Annotated in this window: 11 protein-coding genes and 1 tRNA gene; 8 read left to right on the top strand and 4 right to left on the bottom strand. The window is 70.4% G+C overall.

The window, feature by feature from the left end; all coding sequences use genetic code 11:
* Positions 1-9 precede the first annotated feature (9 nt).
* Together sucD and ACIQI8_RS06050 are read left to right on the top strand one after the other, a co-directional pair.
* Entirely contained in the window at positions 10-909 is a 900-nt protein-coding gene (sucD, locus tag ACIQI8_RS06055) for a succinate--CoA ligase subunit alpha (RefSeq protein WP_402345374.1), read from the top strand.
* 112 nt (positions 910-1,021) lie between these two features.
* A complete protein-coding gene (locus ACIQI8_RS06050; RefSeq protein ID WP_402345372.1) occupies positions 1,022-2,590 on the top strand; it encodes an aldehyde dehydrogenase family protein in 1,569 nt (522 codons plus the stop codon).
* Positions 2,591-2,624: 34 nt separating this feature from the next.
* Here the strand turns inward: ACIQI8_RS06050 and ACIQI8_RS06045 are convergent, their stop codons facing one another.
* Entirely contained in the window at positions 2,625-3,518 is an 894-nt protein-coding gene (locus ACIQI8_RS06045; protein WP_402345370.1) for an LLM class flavin-dependent oxidoreductase, read from the bottom strand.
* Between the two features lie 71 nt (positions 3,519-3,589).
* Between ACIQI8_RS06045 and ACIQI8_RS06040 the strand changes: the two genes are divergently transcribed.
* The 6 genes from ACIQI8_RS06040 (at position 3,590) to ACIQI8_RS06015 (ending at position 9,944) form a co-directional block, all read left to right on the top strand.
* The gene (locus ACIQI8_RS06040; protein ID WP_402345368.1) at positions 3,590-4,066 is read left to right on the top strand and encodes a MarR family winged helix-turn-helix transcriptional regulator; all 477 of its coding nucleotides are present in this window, start codon (positions 3,590-3,592) and stop codon (positions 4,064-4,066) included.
* A gap of 157 nt (positions 4,067-4,223) precedes the next feature.
* Positions 4,224-4,308, top strand: a tRNA-Leu gene (locus ACIQI8_RS06035).
* A gap of 280 nt (positions 4,309-4,588) precedes the next feature.
* Positions 4,589-5,092 (top strand): DUF4365 domain-containing protein, encoded by a 504-nt coding sequence (locus tag ACIQI8_RS06030; RefSeq protein WP_402345366.1) that lies wholly within the window; start codon positions 4,589-4,591, stop codon positions 5,090-5,092.
* Positions 5,093-5,100: 8 nt separating this feature from the next.
* Positions 5,101-6,186 (top strand): hypothetical protein, encoded by a 1,086-nt coding sequence (locus tag ACIQI8_RS06025; protein ID WP_402345364.1) that lies wholly within the window; start codon positions 5,101-5,103, stop codon positions 6,184-6,186.
* A 42-nt stretch (positions 6,187-6,228) separates the two neighbouring features.
* On the top strand, positions 6,229-6,828 hold the full coding sequence (locus ACIQI8_RS06020; RefSeq protein ID WP_402345362.1) for a hypothetical protein: 600 nt from the start codon (positions 6,229-6,231) through the stop codon (positions 6,826-6,828).
* Positions 6,825-9,944, top strand: a complete 3,120-nt coding sequence (locus ACIQI8_RS06015) for an ATP-binding protein (protein ID WP_402345360.1) — start codon at positions 6,825-6,827, stop codon at positions 9,942-9,944. Before ACIQI8_RS06020 ends, ACIQI8_RS06015 begins: the two co-directional genes overlap by 4 nt.
* Positions 9,945-10,138: 194 nt before the next feature.
* On the opposite strand, the gene ACIQI8_RS06010 is transcribed toward ACIQI8_RS06015, so the two are convergent.
* From ACIQI8_RS06010 to ACIQI8_RS06000, 3 genes are all read right to left on the bottom strand, one after another.
* On the bottom strand, positions 10,139-11,761 hold the full coding sequence (locus ACIQI8_RS06010) for a cellulose binding domain-containing protein (RefSeq protein ID WP_402345359.1): 1,623 nt from the start codon (positions 11,759-11,761) through the stop codon (positions 10,139-10,141).
* A 170-nt stretch (positions 11,762-11,931) separates the two neighbouring features.
* Positions 11,932-13,086: an acyl-CoA dehydrogenase family protein gene (locus tag ACIQI8_RS06005; protein ID WP_402345357.1), complete on the bottom strand. Its 1,155-nt coding sequence runs from the start codon at positions 13,084-13,086 to the stop codon at positions 11,932-11,934.
* Complete coding sequence (locus ACIQI8_RS06000; RefSeq protein WP_402345355.1) at positions 13,070-15,238, bottom strand: acetate--CoA ligase family protein; 2,169 nt, start codon at positions 15,236-15,238, stop codon at positions 13,070-13,072. Before ACIQI8_RS06000 ends, ACIQI8_RS06005 begins: the two co-directional genes overlap by 17 nt.
* Between the last annotated feature and the right edge of the window lie 57 nt (positions 15,239-15,295).

The following is a 15,295-nucleotide window of genomic DNA, read 5'->3' as shown; positions in this document are numbered from 1 at the left end:
AGCAGGGACATGGCGATCTACCTCACCAAGGAGAGCAAGGTCCTCGTCCAGGGCATGACCGGTGGCGAGGGCATGAAGCACACCCGCCGCATGCTCGCGGCCGGCACGGACGTCGTCGGCGGAGTCAACCCGCGAAAGGCGGGCTCCACGGTCGACTTCGACGACCGGATCGTCCCGGTCTTCGGCTCGGTCCGCGAAGGCATCGAGGCCACCGGCGCCGACGTCACCGTCGTCTTCGTGCCGCCGGCCTTCGCGAAGGCGGCCGTGATCGAGGCGGCGGACGCCGGCATCGGCCTCGCCGTCGTCATCACCGAGGGCATCCCGGTCCACGACTCCGTCGCCTTCACGGGGTACGCGAAGTCGAAGGGCACCCGGATCATCGGCCCCAACTGCCCCGGCCTGATCACCCCAGGGCAGTCCAACGCGGGCATCATCCCCGCCGACATCACCAAGCCCGGCCGCATCGGCCTGGTGTCCAAGTCCGGCACGCTCACCTACCAACTCATGTACGAACTCCGGGACATCGGCTTCTCGACCTGTGTCGGCATCGGCGGCGACCCCGTCGTCGGCACCACGCACATCGACTGCCTGGCCGCGTTCCAGGAGGACCCCGACACCGAACTGATCGTCCTCATCGGCGAGATCGGCGGCGACGCGGAGGAACGGGCCGCCGCCTACGTCCGCGAGCACGTGACCAAGCCCGTCGTCGGTTACATCGCCGGCTTCACCGCGCCCGAGGGCAAGACCATGGGGCACGCGGGCGCGATCGTCTCCGGCTCGTCCGGTACGGCCTCGGCGAAGAAGGAGGCGCTGGAGGCGGTGGGCGTCAAGGTCGGAAGCACCCCGACGGAGACCGCACGGCTGGTGCTGGACCACCTCGAAGCGGTACGTGACGTCACTCATAGTTGACGCGCCGTGACTGTCGCGCTCCAGTGAGCGTAACTAGCCTCATCTGTAAGTCAGTTGTAGGTCACTTCCTGCCTCACCCCGCCCCGACTGTGCACCGAGAGCGGAGCAGAGCATGGCATCAACCCTCAACCCCGCAACCGTCCCGCCCCACTTGACCCTCAAGGCGGGCACGTCCTGGACCGACGCCTGGCAGCGTTGCCTCGTCGTCGCCCCCGAGGCCTTCCAGGACGACCGTGTCCTCAACCTGTGGGGCTCCGCCTGGCGGGCCGACGGCCGGGCGCTGCCCGCCACCAGCCCCGTCGACGGCAGCCCCATCGCAGGGCCGCCCCGCCTGGACCGGGACACCGCCCACCAGGCCGTCCGCGCCTCCCTCGACCAGCACCGCGCCTGGCGGCACGTCCCCCTCGACGAACGCCGGGCAAGGGTCGCCGCCACGCTCGACGCCCTCACCGAACACCGCGAACTCCTCGCTCTGCTGCTGGTGTGGGAGATCGGCAAGCCCTGGCGGCTGGCGCAGGCCGACGTCGACCGGGCCATCGACGGCGTGCGCTGGTACGTCGACGGCATCGAGCCGATGCTTGCCGAACGGGCCCCGCTGGACGGCCCGGTGTCCAACATCGCGAGCTGGAACTATCCGATGAGCGTGCTCGTTCACGCAATGCTGGTACAGGCACTGGCAGGCAACGCGGTGATCGCCAAGACCCCGACCGACGGCGGCCTCGCATGTCTGACCCTGGCTTCCGCGCTGGCCGCCCGCGAGGGAATCCCCGCCACCCTCGTCAGCGGCAGTGGAGGCGAGCTGTCCCACGCGCTCGTGCGGGCGCCCGAGATCGGCTGCGTCTCCTTCGTCGGCGGCCGCGACACCGGCGCCGCCGTGGCCACGGCCGTCGCCGACCTCGGCAAGCGGCATGTACTCGAACAGGAGGGACTCAACACCTGGGGCATCTGGAACTACTCGGACTGGGACGCGCTCACGGCCGTCGTCCCCAAGCTCTTCGACTACGGCAAACAGCGCTGCACGGCGTACCCGCGCTTCGTCGTCCAACGGCAGCTGTTCGACGAGTTCCTCGCGGCGTACCTCCCGGCGGTCCGCACGCTCAGGATCGGCCACCCGCTGGCCGTCGAGAAGCCCGACGACCCGTACCCGGAGCTGGACTTCGGCCCCGTGATCAACGCGGCCAAGGCCAAGGAACTGCACGACCAGGTCGCCGAGGCCATCGACCGCGGCGCCGTCCCCCTGCACCGCGGCCACGAGGCCGACGCCCGCCTCCTGCCCGGCCAGGACACCTCGGCCTACGTCCACCCCGTCACGCTCCTCAACCCGCCGCCGTCCTCACCGCTGCACCACGCGGAACCCTTCGGCCCGGTCGACACCATCGTCCTGGTCGACACCGAGGCGGAACTGCTCGCCGCGATGAACGCCTCCAACGGCGCGCTGGTCGCCACGCTGTCCACCGACGACCGGGCCACCTTCGACCGACTGGCCCCGCAGATACGCGCGTTCAAGGTCGGCCACGGCAAACCCCGCTCCCGCGGCGACCGGGACGAACTGTTCGGCGGCTTCGGCGCGTCCTGGAGCGGGGCGTTCGTCGGCGGCGAACTCCTCGTGCGGGCCGTGACGCGGGGCCCGGAGGGGGAGCGGTTGCCGGGGAACTTCCCGGACTACCACCTCATGGCGTGACTGACGGCCGGGTGACGTCACCGCTCCGGTGGCGTCACCCGGCGATCACCTCATCGGCCAACCACCGTGCCACGCCCCGCGGATAGGGGCGCGGCAGGCTGAGCACGACGTGGTTCACGCCGGCGTCGACGAGCGCACCCACCGTGGCACGCGTCGACGCCGGGTCGTCGTAGGACACCAGGACCTGGACGGACCGGGTGATCTCTGCGGGGTCGCGGCCGAGGTCGGCACAGTGGCCGTCCAGGACGCGGGCGCGCTCGGCGACGAACTCCACGCTGTTGTGCGGCGGTCCGGGCACGTTCCACACGTCGGCGTGCTCGGCGACCAGCCGCAGCAGACGGGTGCCCCAGCCGCCGATCAGCAGCGGGGGACCGGGGCGCTGCACGGGCTTGGGCTCGTTCCGGGTGTTCGTCAGCCGGTGGTGGCGACCCGAGAAGTCGAACACGTCCTTCGTCCACATCAGCTTCAGGATCTCGACCGTCTCGGCGAGGCGCGCGACGCCCTCGCCCGGCGGCACCAGCGTCAACCCGTACGCCTCGTACTCCTCGATCGCAGGATTGGCGCCGGCGATCCCGCCCGCGCCCGGCGGCTGATGGGTGCCGCCGACCCCGAGCCCCATGATCAGGCGGCCACCCGAGATCACGTCCACGGTGGACGCCATCTTCCCCAGCACGGCCGGGGGTCGGGTGCGGTTGCTCGTCACCAGGAGCCCGAGCCGCAGCCGCCGGGTCTGCGCGGCCAGCGCGCTCAGCAGGGTCCACCCCTCGTGTATCTGTCCGTCCTTCGGCCCGGCGACCGGCAGCAGGTGGTCCCACAACCAGGCGTCCTCGATCTCCGGCACGGCGTCGGCCTCCAGCCAGACGCGGCGGATGTCCTCGTAGGAGACGTGCATGGGGGTGGTCTTGATGCCGAAGCGCACTCTCGTCATATTCGTCAGCATACTAAACCATCAGCAAGACTGACGATCAGTCGTCGATACGGCGCGGATACAGTCGGGGGATGGCTACTGAGGCGAGACCCGCACCCCTCGAATCCCGGCTCGGATACCTCCTCAAGCACGCGCAGGCCAGGTTCGCCCGGACGTCCGCCGAGGCGCTCGCCCCGCACGGAGTGGACGGGCACGAGCTGGCCGTGCTGGTGGTGCTCTCCGGCGACGAGCCGCTGTCGCAGGTCGAGGCGGCCGGACGGCTCGGCGTCGACCGGACCACGATGGTGTCCCTGATCGACGGACTGGAGGACCACGGTCTGGTGGAGCGCCGGCGCAGTCAGCGGGACCGGCGCAAGAACATCGTCGAGCTGACCTCCGACGGAACGGAGTGCCTGCGGCAGGCGGAGAAGGCCCGCCGGGCCGCCGAGGCCCGGTTCCTCGCACCGCTGGGGGAGGAGACCGCGGCGGTGCTGGTCCGGGCCCTGCAGACGCTGGTCGCGGACGAGCACCCGGCTCCCGGGACGGCCGGAACCGACCGGCGGGTGTAGTGGCCGGGTCACCTCCGGTGACGGCCGGCGGCCTCTCCGCGCGGGTGCTCCGGGCCTCCGCCCGGGGGCGGATATGCAGGTGAAAGGCACCCCGAAACCTTGGTATTGTTGTGCACGTCGCCGCGGGGAACACCCCCGGCCAGGCGGCAGACACCTGGTCCGGGTGGCGGAATGGCAGACGCGCTAGCTTGAGGTGCTAGTGCCCTTTAACGGGCGTGGGGGTTCAAGTCCCCCCTCGGACACAGACCATAACCCCAACTTGTGCGGGTCGAGCTGAGCCTCGGCCCGCACCAGCTGTTTTGCGGGGTCGTAGGTGTGCATGAGGCTCAGATTCCGGTAGACGTCGGCCTTGTCCTGGGCTCCGGCGTCGGCATGAGCATCAGAGCGAGGGCGGTGGCTCCGATACCGGCCATCGTTTCGCAGCCTGTCGGAAGGTCCGTTACAGGGCCCTGACAGTCGTTGGCGCGTGCCGTAAGCTTCCGACTACTGTCCGCCACACCCGGGGGCTTTTGGGGGGCTTTCGTGCTCGATGCGAAGCAGCATCAGGGCAAGTTCGGCGAAGACTACGTCCGTGTGCTGGCCTCTGCGGCAGGCCTGATCGTCCTGCAAGGCGATCTCGACGCGGACGGGGTCGACCTCGGGTTCCGCGCCACCGGCCGCTACGGACGGACGCTGTCACCCACTGTCGAGGCTCAGATCAAGACATGGTCGAAGCCGTCCGTGTCGTCCGGCCACCTCAACTACCGCGGGCTCAATGAGTGGCAGTTCAACAGGCTCGCCGGGCCCGACTTCACCGTGCCCCGCTTTCTGTTCGTCATCTGTGTCCCCGCCGACAACCAGGCGTACGCGGCCATGAGCACCGACGGCGTGATGCTCCGTCACCTCGGCTACTTCGTCTCGCTTCGCTCCGAGGAGCCGATCAAGGACCCCGACCGTCACCGAAAACGTCCGGTCAGAGTTCCGACAGCGAACGTGCTCACCGCCGCCTCACTGCGCCGGCTCGCCGAGACGCAGTCCGACTGGTAGGGGAACCGATGACGATTCCGCTGAAGGTCGACGACATCGCCAGTTATCTGGCGGACACGGGCTGGGAGCGGGATCCACAAGGCTGGCGCGGAGCGAGTGTGTGGCAACACCCGGGCGACTACGAGGTGTTGGTACCCGCTCGCGACGGCATGGGCGACAACGACCGTCGATTACGGGAGATCCTGCGCTGTCTGTGCGCGCTGGAGGACCGGCCGGCGAGCGACATCGCCCTGGAGATCGCCAGACCGCAGCTGGACAAGCAGTCCTTCCGCACGTTTCCCACCGGCCACGACCCCGGCTACACCTCGCTGCTCCGGGGTACGCGGACGGTGCTGGGTGTCCGCAACCTCCTGACGGCGGCGGCGCGCACCGTCGTGCAGGGCCCGCACTTCGCCTTCGCCGGCCGGCAACCGGGCGTGGTGGGCGACCTCTTGCGCGCAGCCGAACTCGGCCCCTCCCGCGCCGGGAGCTACGTCGTCGAGATCCGGGTGGCGGCGGACGCGACGGCCCGCACCCCGAGCGGGGAGCAGGTCACCGGCCGGGCCGTGCTGGTCCAGATGCTGGACGCGGTGAGCGCGGCCCAGGCAGCCGTGGCGGCGGACACGCCCGCCGCCTTCGACGAGACCGTCACGGCCGGCGTCTCCGCGGATCTGTGCAAGGCGCTCAGTGAACTCTCCGGCCACGACCGGAGCGAGCCCTTCGAGATCGGCTTCCGGTGGGCGCGCTCGCAGCCACTCGATGTGCCGTCACACGTCGTCGCGTTCCCGGAGACCTCCGGATCACTTCTGCGCGCCGCGTCCGTGCGGTTTCGCGGCCTCAACGCCACCGGTGCAGCCACGGTCTCCGGTGTGGTCGAGGGGCTGCACGACGACTCCTCCGGCAACGACCGGTGGCGGATCAAGGTCCGCGGTGAGCTGCGCGCCGACCACGCCGAACTGGTCGGGAAGGTGGTCTGGGTGCGGCTCCCGGACCAGGCCTCGTACGACCGTGCGATCACCGCGCATCGGGAACGGCAGGTGATCACCGTCATGGGCGAGTTGTCCAGCACGACCGGCCGGGTGGAACTGGTGCCCGGGCGGGGGTTCGACATCTGACCGGATTTCAGCTCATCGAGGAGGGGTACTGTGCCGACGGCGTTGACTGTACGGGATCATGCATCGCTGTTCGCCCTGATGGTGGTCGCACGGCCGGTGACCAACCGTGAACTGCGCGAACTCGCCGGCCTGGAGATCACCGCTGCGGTGCGACGGCGAGTGAACCAGGATGCCGAGCGGATCCTGACGAGGAAGCACGGTGCGGTCAACACGCACCGGCTCACGACCGCGGGCCGGACCTGGTGCGAGTCCGCTCTGGTGGCCGGACGCCCGGACGGAGCGAAGTTTCCGGCCGGGGTGCTCTATGCGGTGCTGGACAACGTCGGACAGTACCTGGCCCGCTCAGGCACCAAGTTCGGCGAGTTCTTCCAGCCCGACGCCGAGGCCTGGATCCGCGCGGTCTACACGGAACTCACCGTCCGCCGGAAACCGGGCAGTTGGGTCAGACTGTCAACGCTGCGCCCATGGCTCGAGGACCTGCCGCGAGGGGCAGTCGACGCCGAACTCGACCGGATGATCGAGCAGCCCGACGTACAGCTGATGGGCGAGCTCAACCGGCGCACGCTCAGTGACGAGGACCGCAGGGCCGCGGTCGACATCGGCGGCGAGCCCCGCCACCTGCTGCGGATCGGACCGGCGTGAACGGGGAACTCGCCGCCCTGGAGACGCTGTACATCAACACCGCGCTGACCCAGGAAGAGATCTGGACACCGGTGACCTCCTACCACGTCGACGGCCTTCATCCCGAGGTGTTCCGGCGGCTGGGAAGGTCGATGAGCGCCGTCGAGCGCGCCCGCTCGCCGGTTGCGAGCGTGGTGCGGGGCGAGAGCGGCTCGGGCAAGACGCATCTCCTCGGCTGGACCCGCCACGAGATCCAGGAACGCGGCGGCTCCTTCTTCTACATCAAGCTCGTCACCGGCCGGAACTTCTGGGAGAGCGCCGCCGACAGTCTCGTCGACAGTCTCTACCGGGAGGACGAGGGTGGCCAGGAACAACTGACTCGCCTGCTCGACAAGCTCTCGCGCCGGGCTCGCCTCGACACGGACACCCACGCCGCCGTCACGGGACGACGCGAGGTGACGCGCGCCCATGTCGACGCGTTCGTTCGCGGGATCCGGACCATCGACCGACAGGTGGGCAACGAGGCCGCGGACACGGCCCGCGCGCTGGTGCTCATCGCCTCCACCGGTGATCCCGTGGAGATCGGCAGGGCCTACTTCGCGTTCAACGACGACGACGAGGACAAGCGCGCCGCCTGGGGGATGTCGCCGGGCGGGCGACCGGCCCAACGCGTCCTGCGCGATCTGACGCGCCTGTTCGCCCTGGTCGGACCGCTGGTGTTCGCCTTCGACCAGCTCGACCCCCTGGTGTCCGCCGCGGAGACGTCGTCGCTGACGTCGGCCCCTTCAGGCGAGGGCCGGGCCGCCAAGCGGCTGAGCAGTGAGATCGCCACCGGCCTGATGGAACTGCGGGAGGAAGCCCGCCGGACCCTGATCGTCGTGGCGTGCCACGAGGACACCTGGGAGCAGATCTCCCGGGCGGCAGTCCGGTCCGCCCTGGACCGGTTCGAGGTGCTGCCGCCCCTCGGCGCGATTCCCGACGAGGCCACCGCCGCCGCCATCGTCAGCAGCCGCTTTCGGCCCTACTACGAGTCGGTGGGGTTCACCCCGCCGTATCCCACCTGGCCGGTCACCTCGGCGGCGCTGGCCGAAGCCCCGCACCGTCACACCGCACGGCGGCTGCTCGTCCGGATCCAGAAGCACATCGAGGCGTGCCTGCAGACGGGCACGGCGACCGAACTGACCTCCCTGGCAGGCGCGGAGCCCACGCCGGCCGCACCGCCCGCACCGGCGAGGGCCGTCAACCTGAGCACCCTCACCGAGCCCTTCGACAAACTCCGTGCCGAGGCGGACGACCTCGGGCCGCTCGACCCCACGACCGAGGACGGGCTGATGCCCGCTCTGCTGGGCGCGGGGCTGCGGAGTCTGCTCAGGGAACTGGGCGCCGACGAGACGCGGTTCTCCATCGAGACCGACTTCGGCCGCAAGGCGGCGTTGCACGCCCGGTTGCGCTATGTCGTGGACGAGGCCAGCGAGAACGAATTCCACTGGTCCTTCCGGGCGATCGCCGCGAACAACGCCATCGCCGCCCAGAACCGGATCCGCAACGCGGCCGTGGAGGCGGGCCTGACGGCCGGCCTGGCGAGTCGCCGGCTGATCCTGCTGCGGAACATGCCGTACCCGAGCGGCCCCAGGACCAAGGGCATCAAGGACGACTTCGAGGCGCGGGGTGGTGTGTCGTTACCGATCGGCGCCGCCGACCTCCGGACCCTGGCCGCCCTCCGGGTCATGCTCGACGACCGTACGTCAGGCCTGGACGAATGGCTGCGACAGGAGCGCCCCGCTTCCCGCATCGAGGTCTTCGCGCCGGTGCTGGGAGACTTACGGCAGCATCTCGGCATCGCGACCACGGAAGTCGGCTCCAGGGTGGCGGCGGATGCGGCGGGCATACCGGAGGACGCCGCCGAGCCCGCTCGTAACGAGATCGTCGTCGGAACCACGGTCCGGGGCGGCCGTTCGTTCGCGGTACCCATGGAAAAGCTCCGGATGCACACCGCGGTGGTGGGCGCTGCGGGATCGGGCAAGACCGTCCTGGTCAAGCGACTTGTCGAGCAGTGCGCTCTGCGCGGCGTCTCGGCGATCGTGCTGGATCCGAACGGCGACCTCGCACGGCTCGGCGACCCCTGGTCACGCCCGCCGGAGCGTTGGACGGACGACCATGAGCGCGACGCCCGACGCTATTTCACGGATGTCGAAGTGGTGGTGTGGACACCGGGCCTGAACCGGGGACGTCCGATCTCCTTCCATCCGCTTCCCGACTTCGGTCCCGTCCTTGACGACGAGGACGACTTCCCGCGTCTGGTCAGGTCGACCGTGACCTCGCTCGCGCCACATGCCGGTGTACGCGGCGGCAGTGCTCGCGCGATCCAGCAGCTGGGGGTCCTCAAACGTGCCCTCGAACGGTACGCGCGCGAAGGCGGCAAGAACCTGGCCGGCTTCGTCGAGCTGCTCGCCGAACCCCCGAGCGACATCGTGAACAGCAGGACCAGTCGCTTCGCGGTGCAGATGGCGGACACGCTGGAAGCCGCGATGGAGACCGACCCGCTGTTCGGGGAGTCCGGCGCACCCGCCGATCCCGGCATGCTCCTGATCCCGTCGCCGGGGAAGGCCGCCCGTATCTCGGTGATCAGCTTCGTCGGCCTGTCCGGCGACGGACCGGCCCAATTCGTCAGCCGCCTCCAGGCGACCCTGTTCTCGTGGTTCAGGGCATACCCGGTCGGCGACCGCCCCCTGGGCGGACTGCTGGTGATGGACGAGGCGCAGAACTTCGTGCCCTCCGGTGCGTCGAATCCGAGTACGGAGAGCACGGTCGAACTCATCCGCCAGATACGCAAGTACGGCCTCGGGATAGTCCTCGCCTCACAACTCCCCAGGGGGATCCACAACCAGGCGCTGGGCAACACCGCGAACCAGTTCATCGGCCGACTCACCCAACCCGCGCACATCGAGGCCGCCACGATCATGGCCCAGGCGCGGAACGCGGTCCTCGACAACCTCGCCGGTCTCAAGGCCGGGACGTTCAACGCCGCAGGCGAGGGGACCGGATTCAGCAAGATCGAGGTGCCGATCTGCCTCAGTCACCACGATGTGCCGCTCACGGAGGACGAGATCGTCGAGCGAGCCCGCCGGGGTTCCTGAGCGGTCGCGAGGTGGTGAGCGCGTCCTGGCCCGTGCCGAGACCCTGACCTGCACGGACAGGGTTTCAGGCGCGGATTGGCCTCCGTCGAGCCAGTACCTCACGGCGGGCCTGCTGACGAATTTCAGCGGTGGCGGCGACGTCCGTCGCGTCGGCCCCGCCTACCCGGAGCTGCGCCGTTGCCGGCCGACGGCGCTCAACCCGCGTACGTCGCGAACAGTTTGGAGAACTGGTACGGGGTCTGCGGGATGTTCGTGCACTGACTCAGCGCGCCGGTGCAGGCGTTCCCGTCGCGGGTGACGTCCCAGAAGCCCAGTTCGCCCAGGTGGTTCTGCTGGGCGAAGGTGAGGACCTGCTGCGCGTCGGCGGCGGTGAAGACCTCGCCGGCGGTGTCGTTCTGGCCGAGCATCGGGGTGAGGCCGACCATCGCCCAGGTCTGGGCGGTGGTGAGGTTGGGCCACACCGCGGCGATCTGGGCGCGGGTCGAGGTCGCGGCCTGGATGGCGTAACTGCCCATCTTCCCGGACGGGTTGGGCGCGGCGCTGTCGCCGTAGTCCATGGCCATCAAGTTGACGGTGTCGACGTTCAGGTTGTGCGACTTGGCGGAGTTGAGGATGTAGACGCCGTCCGCGGTCAGGCCACTGGGCAGGACCGGGAGAGTGAGCGTGACCTTGAGGTCGCGGCCCTTGGCGCGCTGTGCGGCCTGGACGGCGGCGACGGCCGTCGAGCGCCGGTCGATCGAGGCGTGGTCGACCGCCGCGGTCCCCTCGATGTCGAAGTCCACGCGGTCCAGGGCGTAGGCGTCCACGACCTTCTGGTACTGCGCCTGGAGCGCGGTCGTGCTGGTGCAGGCGAGGGCCAGTTCGGTGCCCGACGCGCCACCGAAGGACGGCCGGACGTCACCGCCCATCGCACGCAGCGAGTCGAAGTCCGCCCGGTCCCAAGCCGCCCCCGGATCATAGGAGTTGAACCAGCTCGCCGAGCAGCCGGTCGACCCGGCGGTGATGAAGCCGAGCGAGAACTGCCGCAGCCCGGTGTTCGTCGCGATCTGTGTGAGGTTCGGCGTCGGGTAGGCGCCGAGGTCGACAAAGGGGGCCGCCACGCCGGGAGTTGTGCCGCTGCCCGCGGTCGTGGTGAGTGTCGCGGAGCGCGCCGACTGGTTGCCCGAGTCGTCGAGCGCGGTCACCGAGAAGCTGTGACTGCTGCCGGCGAGCAGGCCGATCACCTTGAAGGTGGTGCCGGTGCCCGAGGTGGTGGCGATGACGTCGTTGCCCTCGTAGACCCGGTAGCCGACCACGCCGACGTTGTCGGTCGAGGCGTTCCAGCCCAGCGTGACGCTGCCGGGGCCGGTGGCCCGGACGGCGAGGCCGGAGGGGACCGAGGGTGCGGCGGTGTCGGCGGGGACGCCGGCGCAGGGGCCGTTGTTGATCAGACAGGCGCTCGGCAGGACGACCGAGCCGGTGTAGCTGAAGTCCAGGCCGACGACGGGCGCGGACTCACCGGGGGCGAGCGGGGCCTCCCAGGTGGGGGAGGTGATGGTGTACTGCGTCCCGCTGTGGGTGACCGTGCCGTTCCACGAGCTGGTGACGGCCTCGGTGGCGGGCAGGGTGAAGGTGATGGTCCATGAAGTGACCGTGTGGGTCGACCTGTTGGTGACCGTGTAGCCGCCCTCGAAGCCGGCACCCCAGGTGGAGGTGACGCCGAAGGAGGCGATCAGCCCGGTGTTGTCGGCCGCCTGGGAGGCCGGGGCGGCGATCGTGGCCATGCCGCCGACCATCAGGGCGGCGGACAGCGCGGCGCGCGACAACGCACGTCTCATGAGGGTGCTCCTCCTGGGGGGCGAGGTCGCGTAGCGCGCCGGGCCGGATCGGAAACGTTCCTTACAGACGCTTGCGTAGGGAAGAGTGACGGGCGGTGTCGGACGGCGTCAAGAGATCGGCGCACAATTCGTCTAGACCAATTCGAGGTCCGGTCGGCCCGGCGCAGGCGTCACAGCCGTCGCGAGATGATCAGCCGCATGATGTCCGAGGTGCCCTCCTCGATCTCCTCCAACTTCGCGTCCCGCATCCACTGTTCGACCGGGAACTCGCGCGAGTAGCCCCATCCGCCGAGGGTCTGGACGGCACCCCAGGTCACCGCCATCGCGGTCTCCGAGGCCTGGAGCTTGGCCATCGCGGCGAGCTTCGTGGCATCCGCCCCGGCGTCCATCCGACGTGCCGCGTGCAGGGTCAGCAGCCACGCGGACTCGATCCGGGTCGCCATGTCGGCCAGCCGGAACGCCACGGCCTGGTGCTCGATGATCGGCTTCCCGAACTGCTTGCGGTCCCGGGCGTACGTGAGCGCGTACTCGTAGGCCGCACGGGCCGCTCCGGTCGCCGCGGCGGCCAGCACGATCCGTGAGATGTCGAACGTCCTCATCAGCCCGCGGAAGCCCTGCCCCTCGTCCCCGAGGCGGTCGGAGTCGGGCACGAACACCTTGTCGAAGAAGATCTCCCGGCAGACGATCGCGCGCTGGCCCATCTTCCGCATGGGCTCGCCGAACGTCATCCCCTCGGCGCCCTTGCGCAGCAGGAAGGCGGTGACCCCGGAGGAGCCCCGGGTGGGATCGGTCTTGGCGAAGACCACGTACTGGTCGGCCAGGCCCGCGTTGGAGATCCACGCCTTCTGTCCGGTGATCGCGTAGCCGCCCTCGGTGCGGACGGCGGTGGTGGAGATGGACGCGGCGTCGGAACCCGCCTCCGGTTCGGTCGTCGCCAGTGCGGTGTACAGGGGGTTCGGACCGGCGAGCGGACGCAGCCACTCCGCCTTCTGCTCCTCGGTGCCGAGCGCGAGCAGCGGGTCGGCGAAGAACCCGTTGGAGCACACGAAGTTGCCGATGCCCGGGTCGCCCCAGCACATCTGCTCCTGGACCAGGCACTGGGTCACGACATCGGTGAAACCGCCCCCGCCGTACTCCTCGGGCAGCATGAAGTCGGTGATGCCGACCTTGGCCGCGGCCCGGAAGATGTCCAGCGGCGACTCGATGTCCCGCTCGTCGACCTCGCGTCCGCGCGGCCGGATCTCGTGCGCGGCGAACTCCCGGCACAGTTCGACGATCGCCCGCTGCTCATCGGTCAGCGGCCAGGGCTCAGTGGACGTGCTCACGCGATATCTCCTGCTCCTCGGTGGATTCCCGGCGGCCGTTCGCCCCGGTCGCCTCACATGCGGATTCCGGTACGACGTCGGCGGTACGGGGGACGACGAGCGCGTCCACGGCCAAGGCACCCTCGGGCCCGACCCGGATCGGGTTGACCTCGATGTCCGCCACACCGGGGGTCGCCGCGATCGCCTCGGACACGGCGACGATCGCGTCGATCAACGCGTCGACGTCCACCGCCGGTTGACCCCGCCAGCCCTCCAGCAACCGGCGCGAGCGCAGACGGTCGAGCATCCCGGCCGCCGTGCGCCGGTCGACCGGCGCCAGCTCCACGGACACGTCACGCCAGAGTTCGGCGTGGACCCCGCCGTGGCCCACGGCCACGGTCGGACCGAAGTCGCGGTCCCGGCGGGCGCCGATCAGCATCTCGACGACGCCGGGCCGGGTGTCCTGCTCCTCGACGACGTACTCGCCCGGTCCGAGCCGCTCGTACATCTCGCGGAACACCGCGGCGGCCGTGTCCGGTCCGAGCCCGGTGCTGACGGCCTGGTGCTCGCTCTTGTGCTCGATCCAGCCGGCCTTGAGCACCAGGGGCGGTCTCAGGGACCCGCAGGCATCCGCGAACCCGGCCGCGTCGGTGACCCGTCTCGCCTCCGGCATCGCGATGCCGAGGGCCGTGAGGAACGTACGGGCAGCCCAGTAGCCGGGAAGGGGGACGGCCGCCTCGGTCCGTACGGTCGCCGGAGCGGGGCGGGGCCGCGCACCAAGCCGGGTCACATGACCCAGCGCACCCACGGCCGCGTCGACGGTGTCGAAGACCGGGACGCCGTGTTCCCGCAGCCGGACGACCGCGGGCGAGGCGGCGCTCATGCTGTGCACGACCAGGGGCACGCGCACCGCGTCCGTCCGATGGCGGCTACCCAGGCGATCCAGGCGATCCAGGCGCTCCAGGCGGCCGAAGCGGCCGAGGCGGTCGATCACGGCCGACTCGGCGTCCACGAGGCTCGGTGAGTCCTCGCCGTAGCAACCGAGATACCCGGACAGGACGATCGAGTCGACCTCGCCGGATGCGGCCACCAGCTCGGCGACCCGTGCGTACACCTGGAGGTCCGCTTCCCCCGCGCCCGCGAGGTCCACCGGATTGGACACCGCCGCGGCATCGGGGAGCAGTTCACGCAGGCCGGACCGGAGTCGCTCGGTGAAGACCGGCGCCCGCAGTCCCCGGCTGGTGGCGAGGTCGGCGGCGATCCCGCCCTGCCCGCCGCTGTCGCTGATGATCGCGACCCGGCGTCCGCCCGGTGCGGTGGTCGTGTCCAACACCCGTGCCGTGTCGACGAGTTCGCGCGGAGATGTGACCCGGAGGGCTCCGGCGGCGCGGCAGGCCGCGTCGACGACGTCGAGCGCCGAGGTCATCGAACCGGTGTGGGACCGCGCGAGCCGGCGGCTGCCCTCGCTGGCACCGGTGGTGAGCACCAGCGCGTGCTTGCCGGCGCGGCGGAGGGCTTCGAGGGCGGTGACGATCCGCGCTCCGTCCGCGAAGCTCTCCAGGTAGAGCGCCACCGTGGTGGTGTGCTCGTCACCGACGAGGGATTCGAGTACGTCGACGGCTCCCACGTCGAGCTGGTTGCCGACCGAGCAGAAGCGCGACACACCGAGTCCGGCCCGTGCGCCGAGGCCGGCGATCTCGGAGCCGAGCTGACCGCTCTGCGAGACGATCGCCAGGCTCCCGGGTGTGAAGTTCCCCCAGGCGAGCCGGAGTTGGGTGGCGGCGTTGAACAACCCGAGGCTGTTCGGCCCGATCATCCGCGCGCCCGACTCCCTCAGCAGCGCGGCGAGTCGGGCCTCGTCGGCGCCGAGTCCCGTGGTGATCGCGAGGAACGCGCGGCACCCCTTGGCGAGGGCGTCCCGGACGACGGGGAGGACATGTCGCGGCGGCACGCACACGACCACGAGATCGGGTGCCTGCGGCAGGTCGCCCACCGTCGGACGGCAGGGCTGACCGAGGACCTGTGCGGCACGGCGGTTGACCAGCAGCACCTGGCGCCGGTCGGCTCCCGCGAGGGCGCCGGTGGCGAGCCAGTAGCCCCATTTGGCGCGGTCCTCGGTGGCACCGACGACGGCGACGGACGAGGGGTCGACGAAGGCCTGGGGGAAGGACACGGACGATCTCCCGGTGACGGGGCGCTGGTGCGCAAGTCCCTGGTGGGCGGCGGAAGT

This window comes from Streptomyces sp. NPDC092369, assembly GCF_044755245.1.
Classification (GTDB): domain Bacteria; phylum Actinomycetota; class Actinomycetes; order Streptomycetales; family Streptomycetaceae; genus Streptomyces.
This window is presented reverse-complemented; position numbering and strand designations above follow the sequence as displayed.

What these genes read in the sequence shown, in the direction of transcription:
- ACIQI8_RS06010 (WP_402345359.1), bottom strand. Translation starts at nt 11,761, where the DNA reads ATGAGACGTGCGTTGTCGCGCGCCGCGCTGTCCGCCGCCCTGATGGTC.
- ACIQI8_RS06040 (WP_402345368.1), top strand. Translation starts at nt 3,590, where the DNA reads ATGGCTACTGAGGCGAGACCCGCACCCCTCGAATCCCGGCTCGGATAC.
- ACIQI8_RS06025 (WP_402345364.1), top strand. Translation starts at nt 5,101, where the DNA reads ATGACGATTCCGCTGAAGGTCGACGACATCGCCAGTTATCTGGCGGAC.
- sucD (WP_402345374.1), top strand. Translation starts at nt 10, where the DNA reads ATGGCGATCTACCTCACCAAGGAGAGCAAGGTCCTCGTCCAGGGCATG.
- ACIQI8_RS06045 (WP_402345370.1), bottom strand. Translation starts at nt 3,518, where the DNA reads ATGACGAGAGTGCGCTTCGGCATCAAGACCACCCCCATGCACGTCTCC.
- ACIQI8_RS06050 (WP_402345372.1), top strand. Translation starts at nt 1,022, where the DNA reads ATGGCATCAACCCTCAACCCCGCAACCGTCCCGCCCCACTTGACCCTC.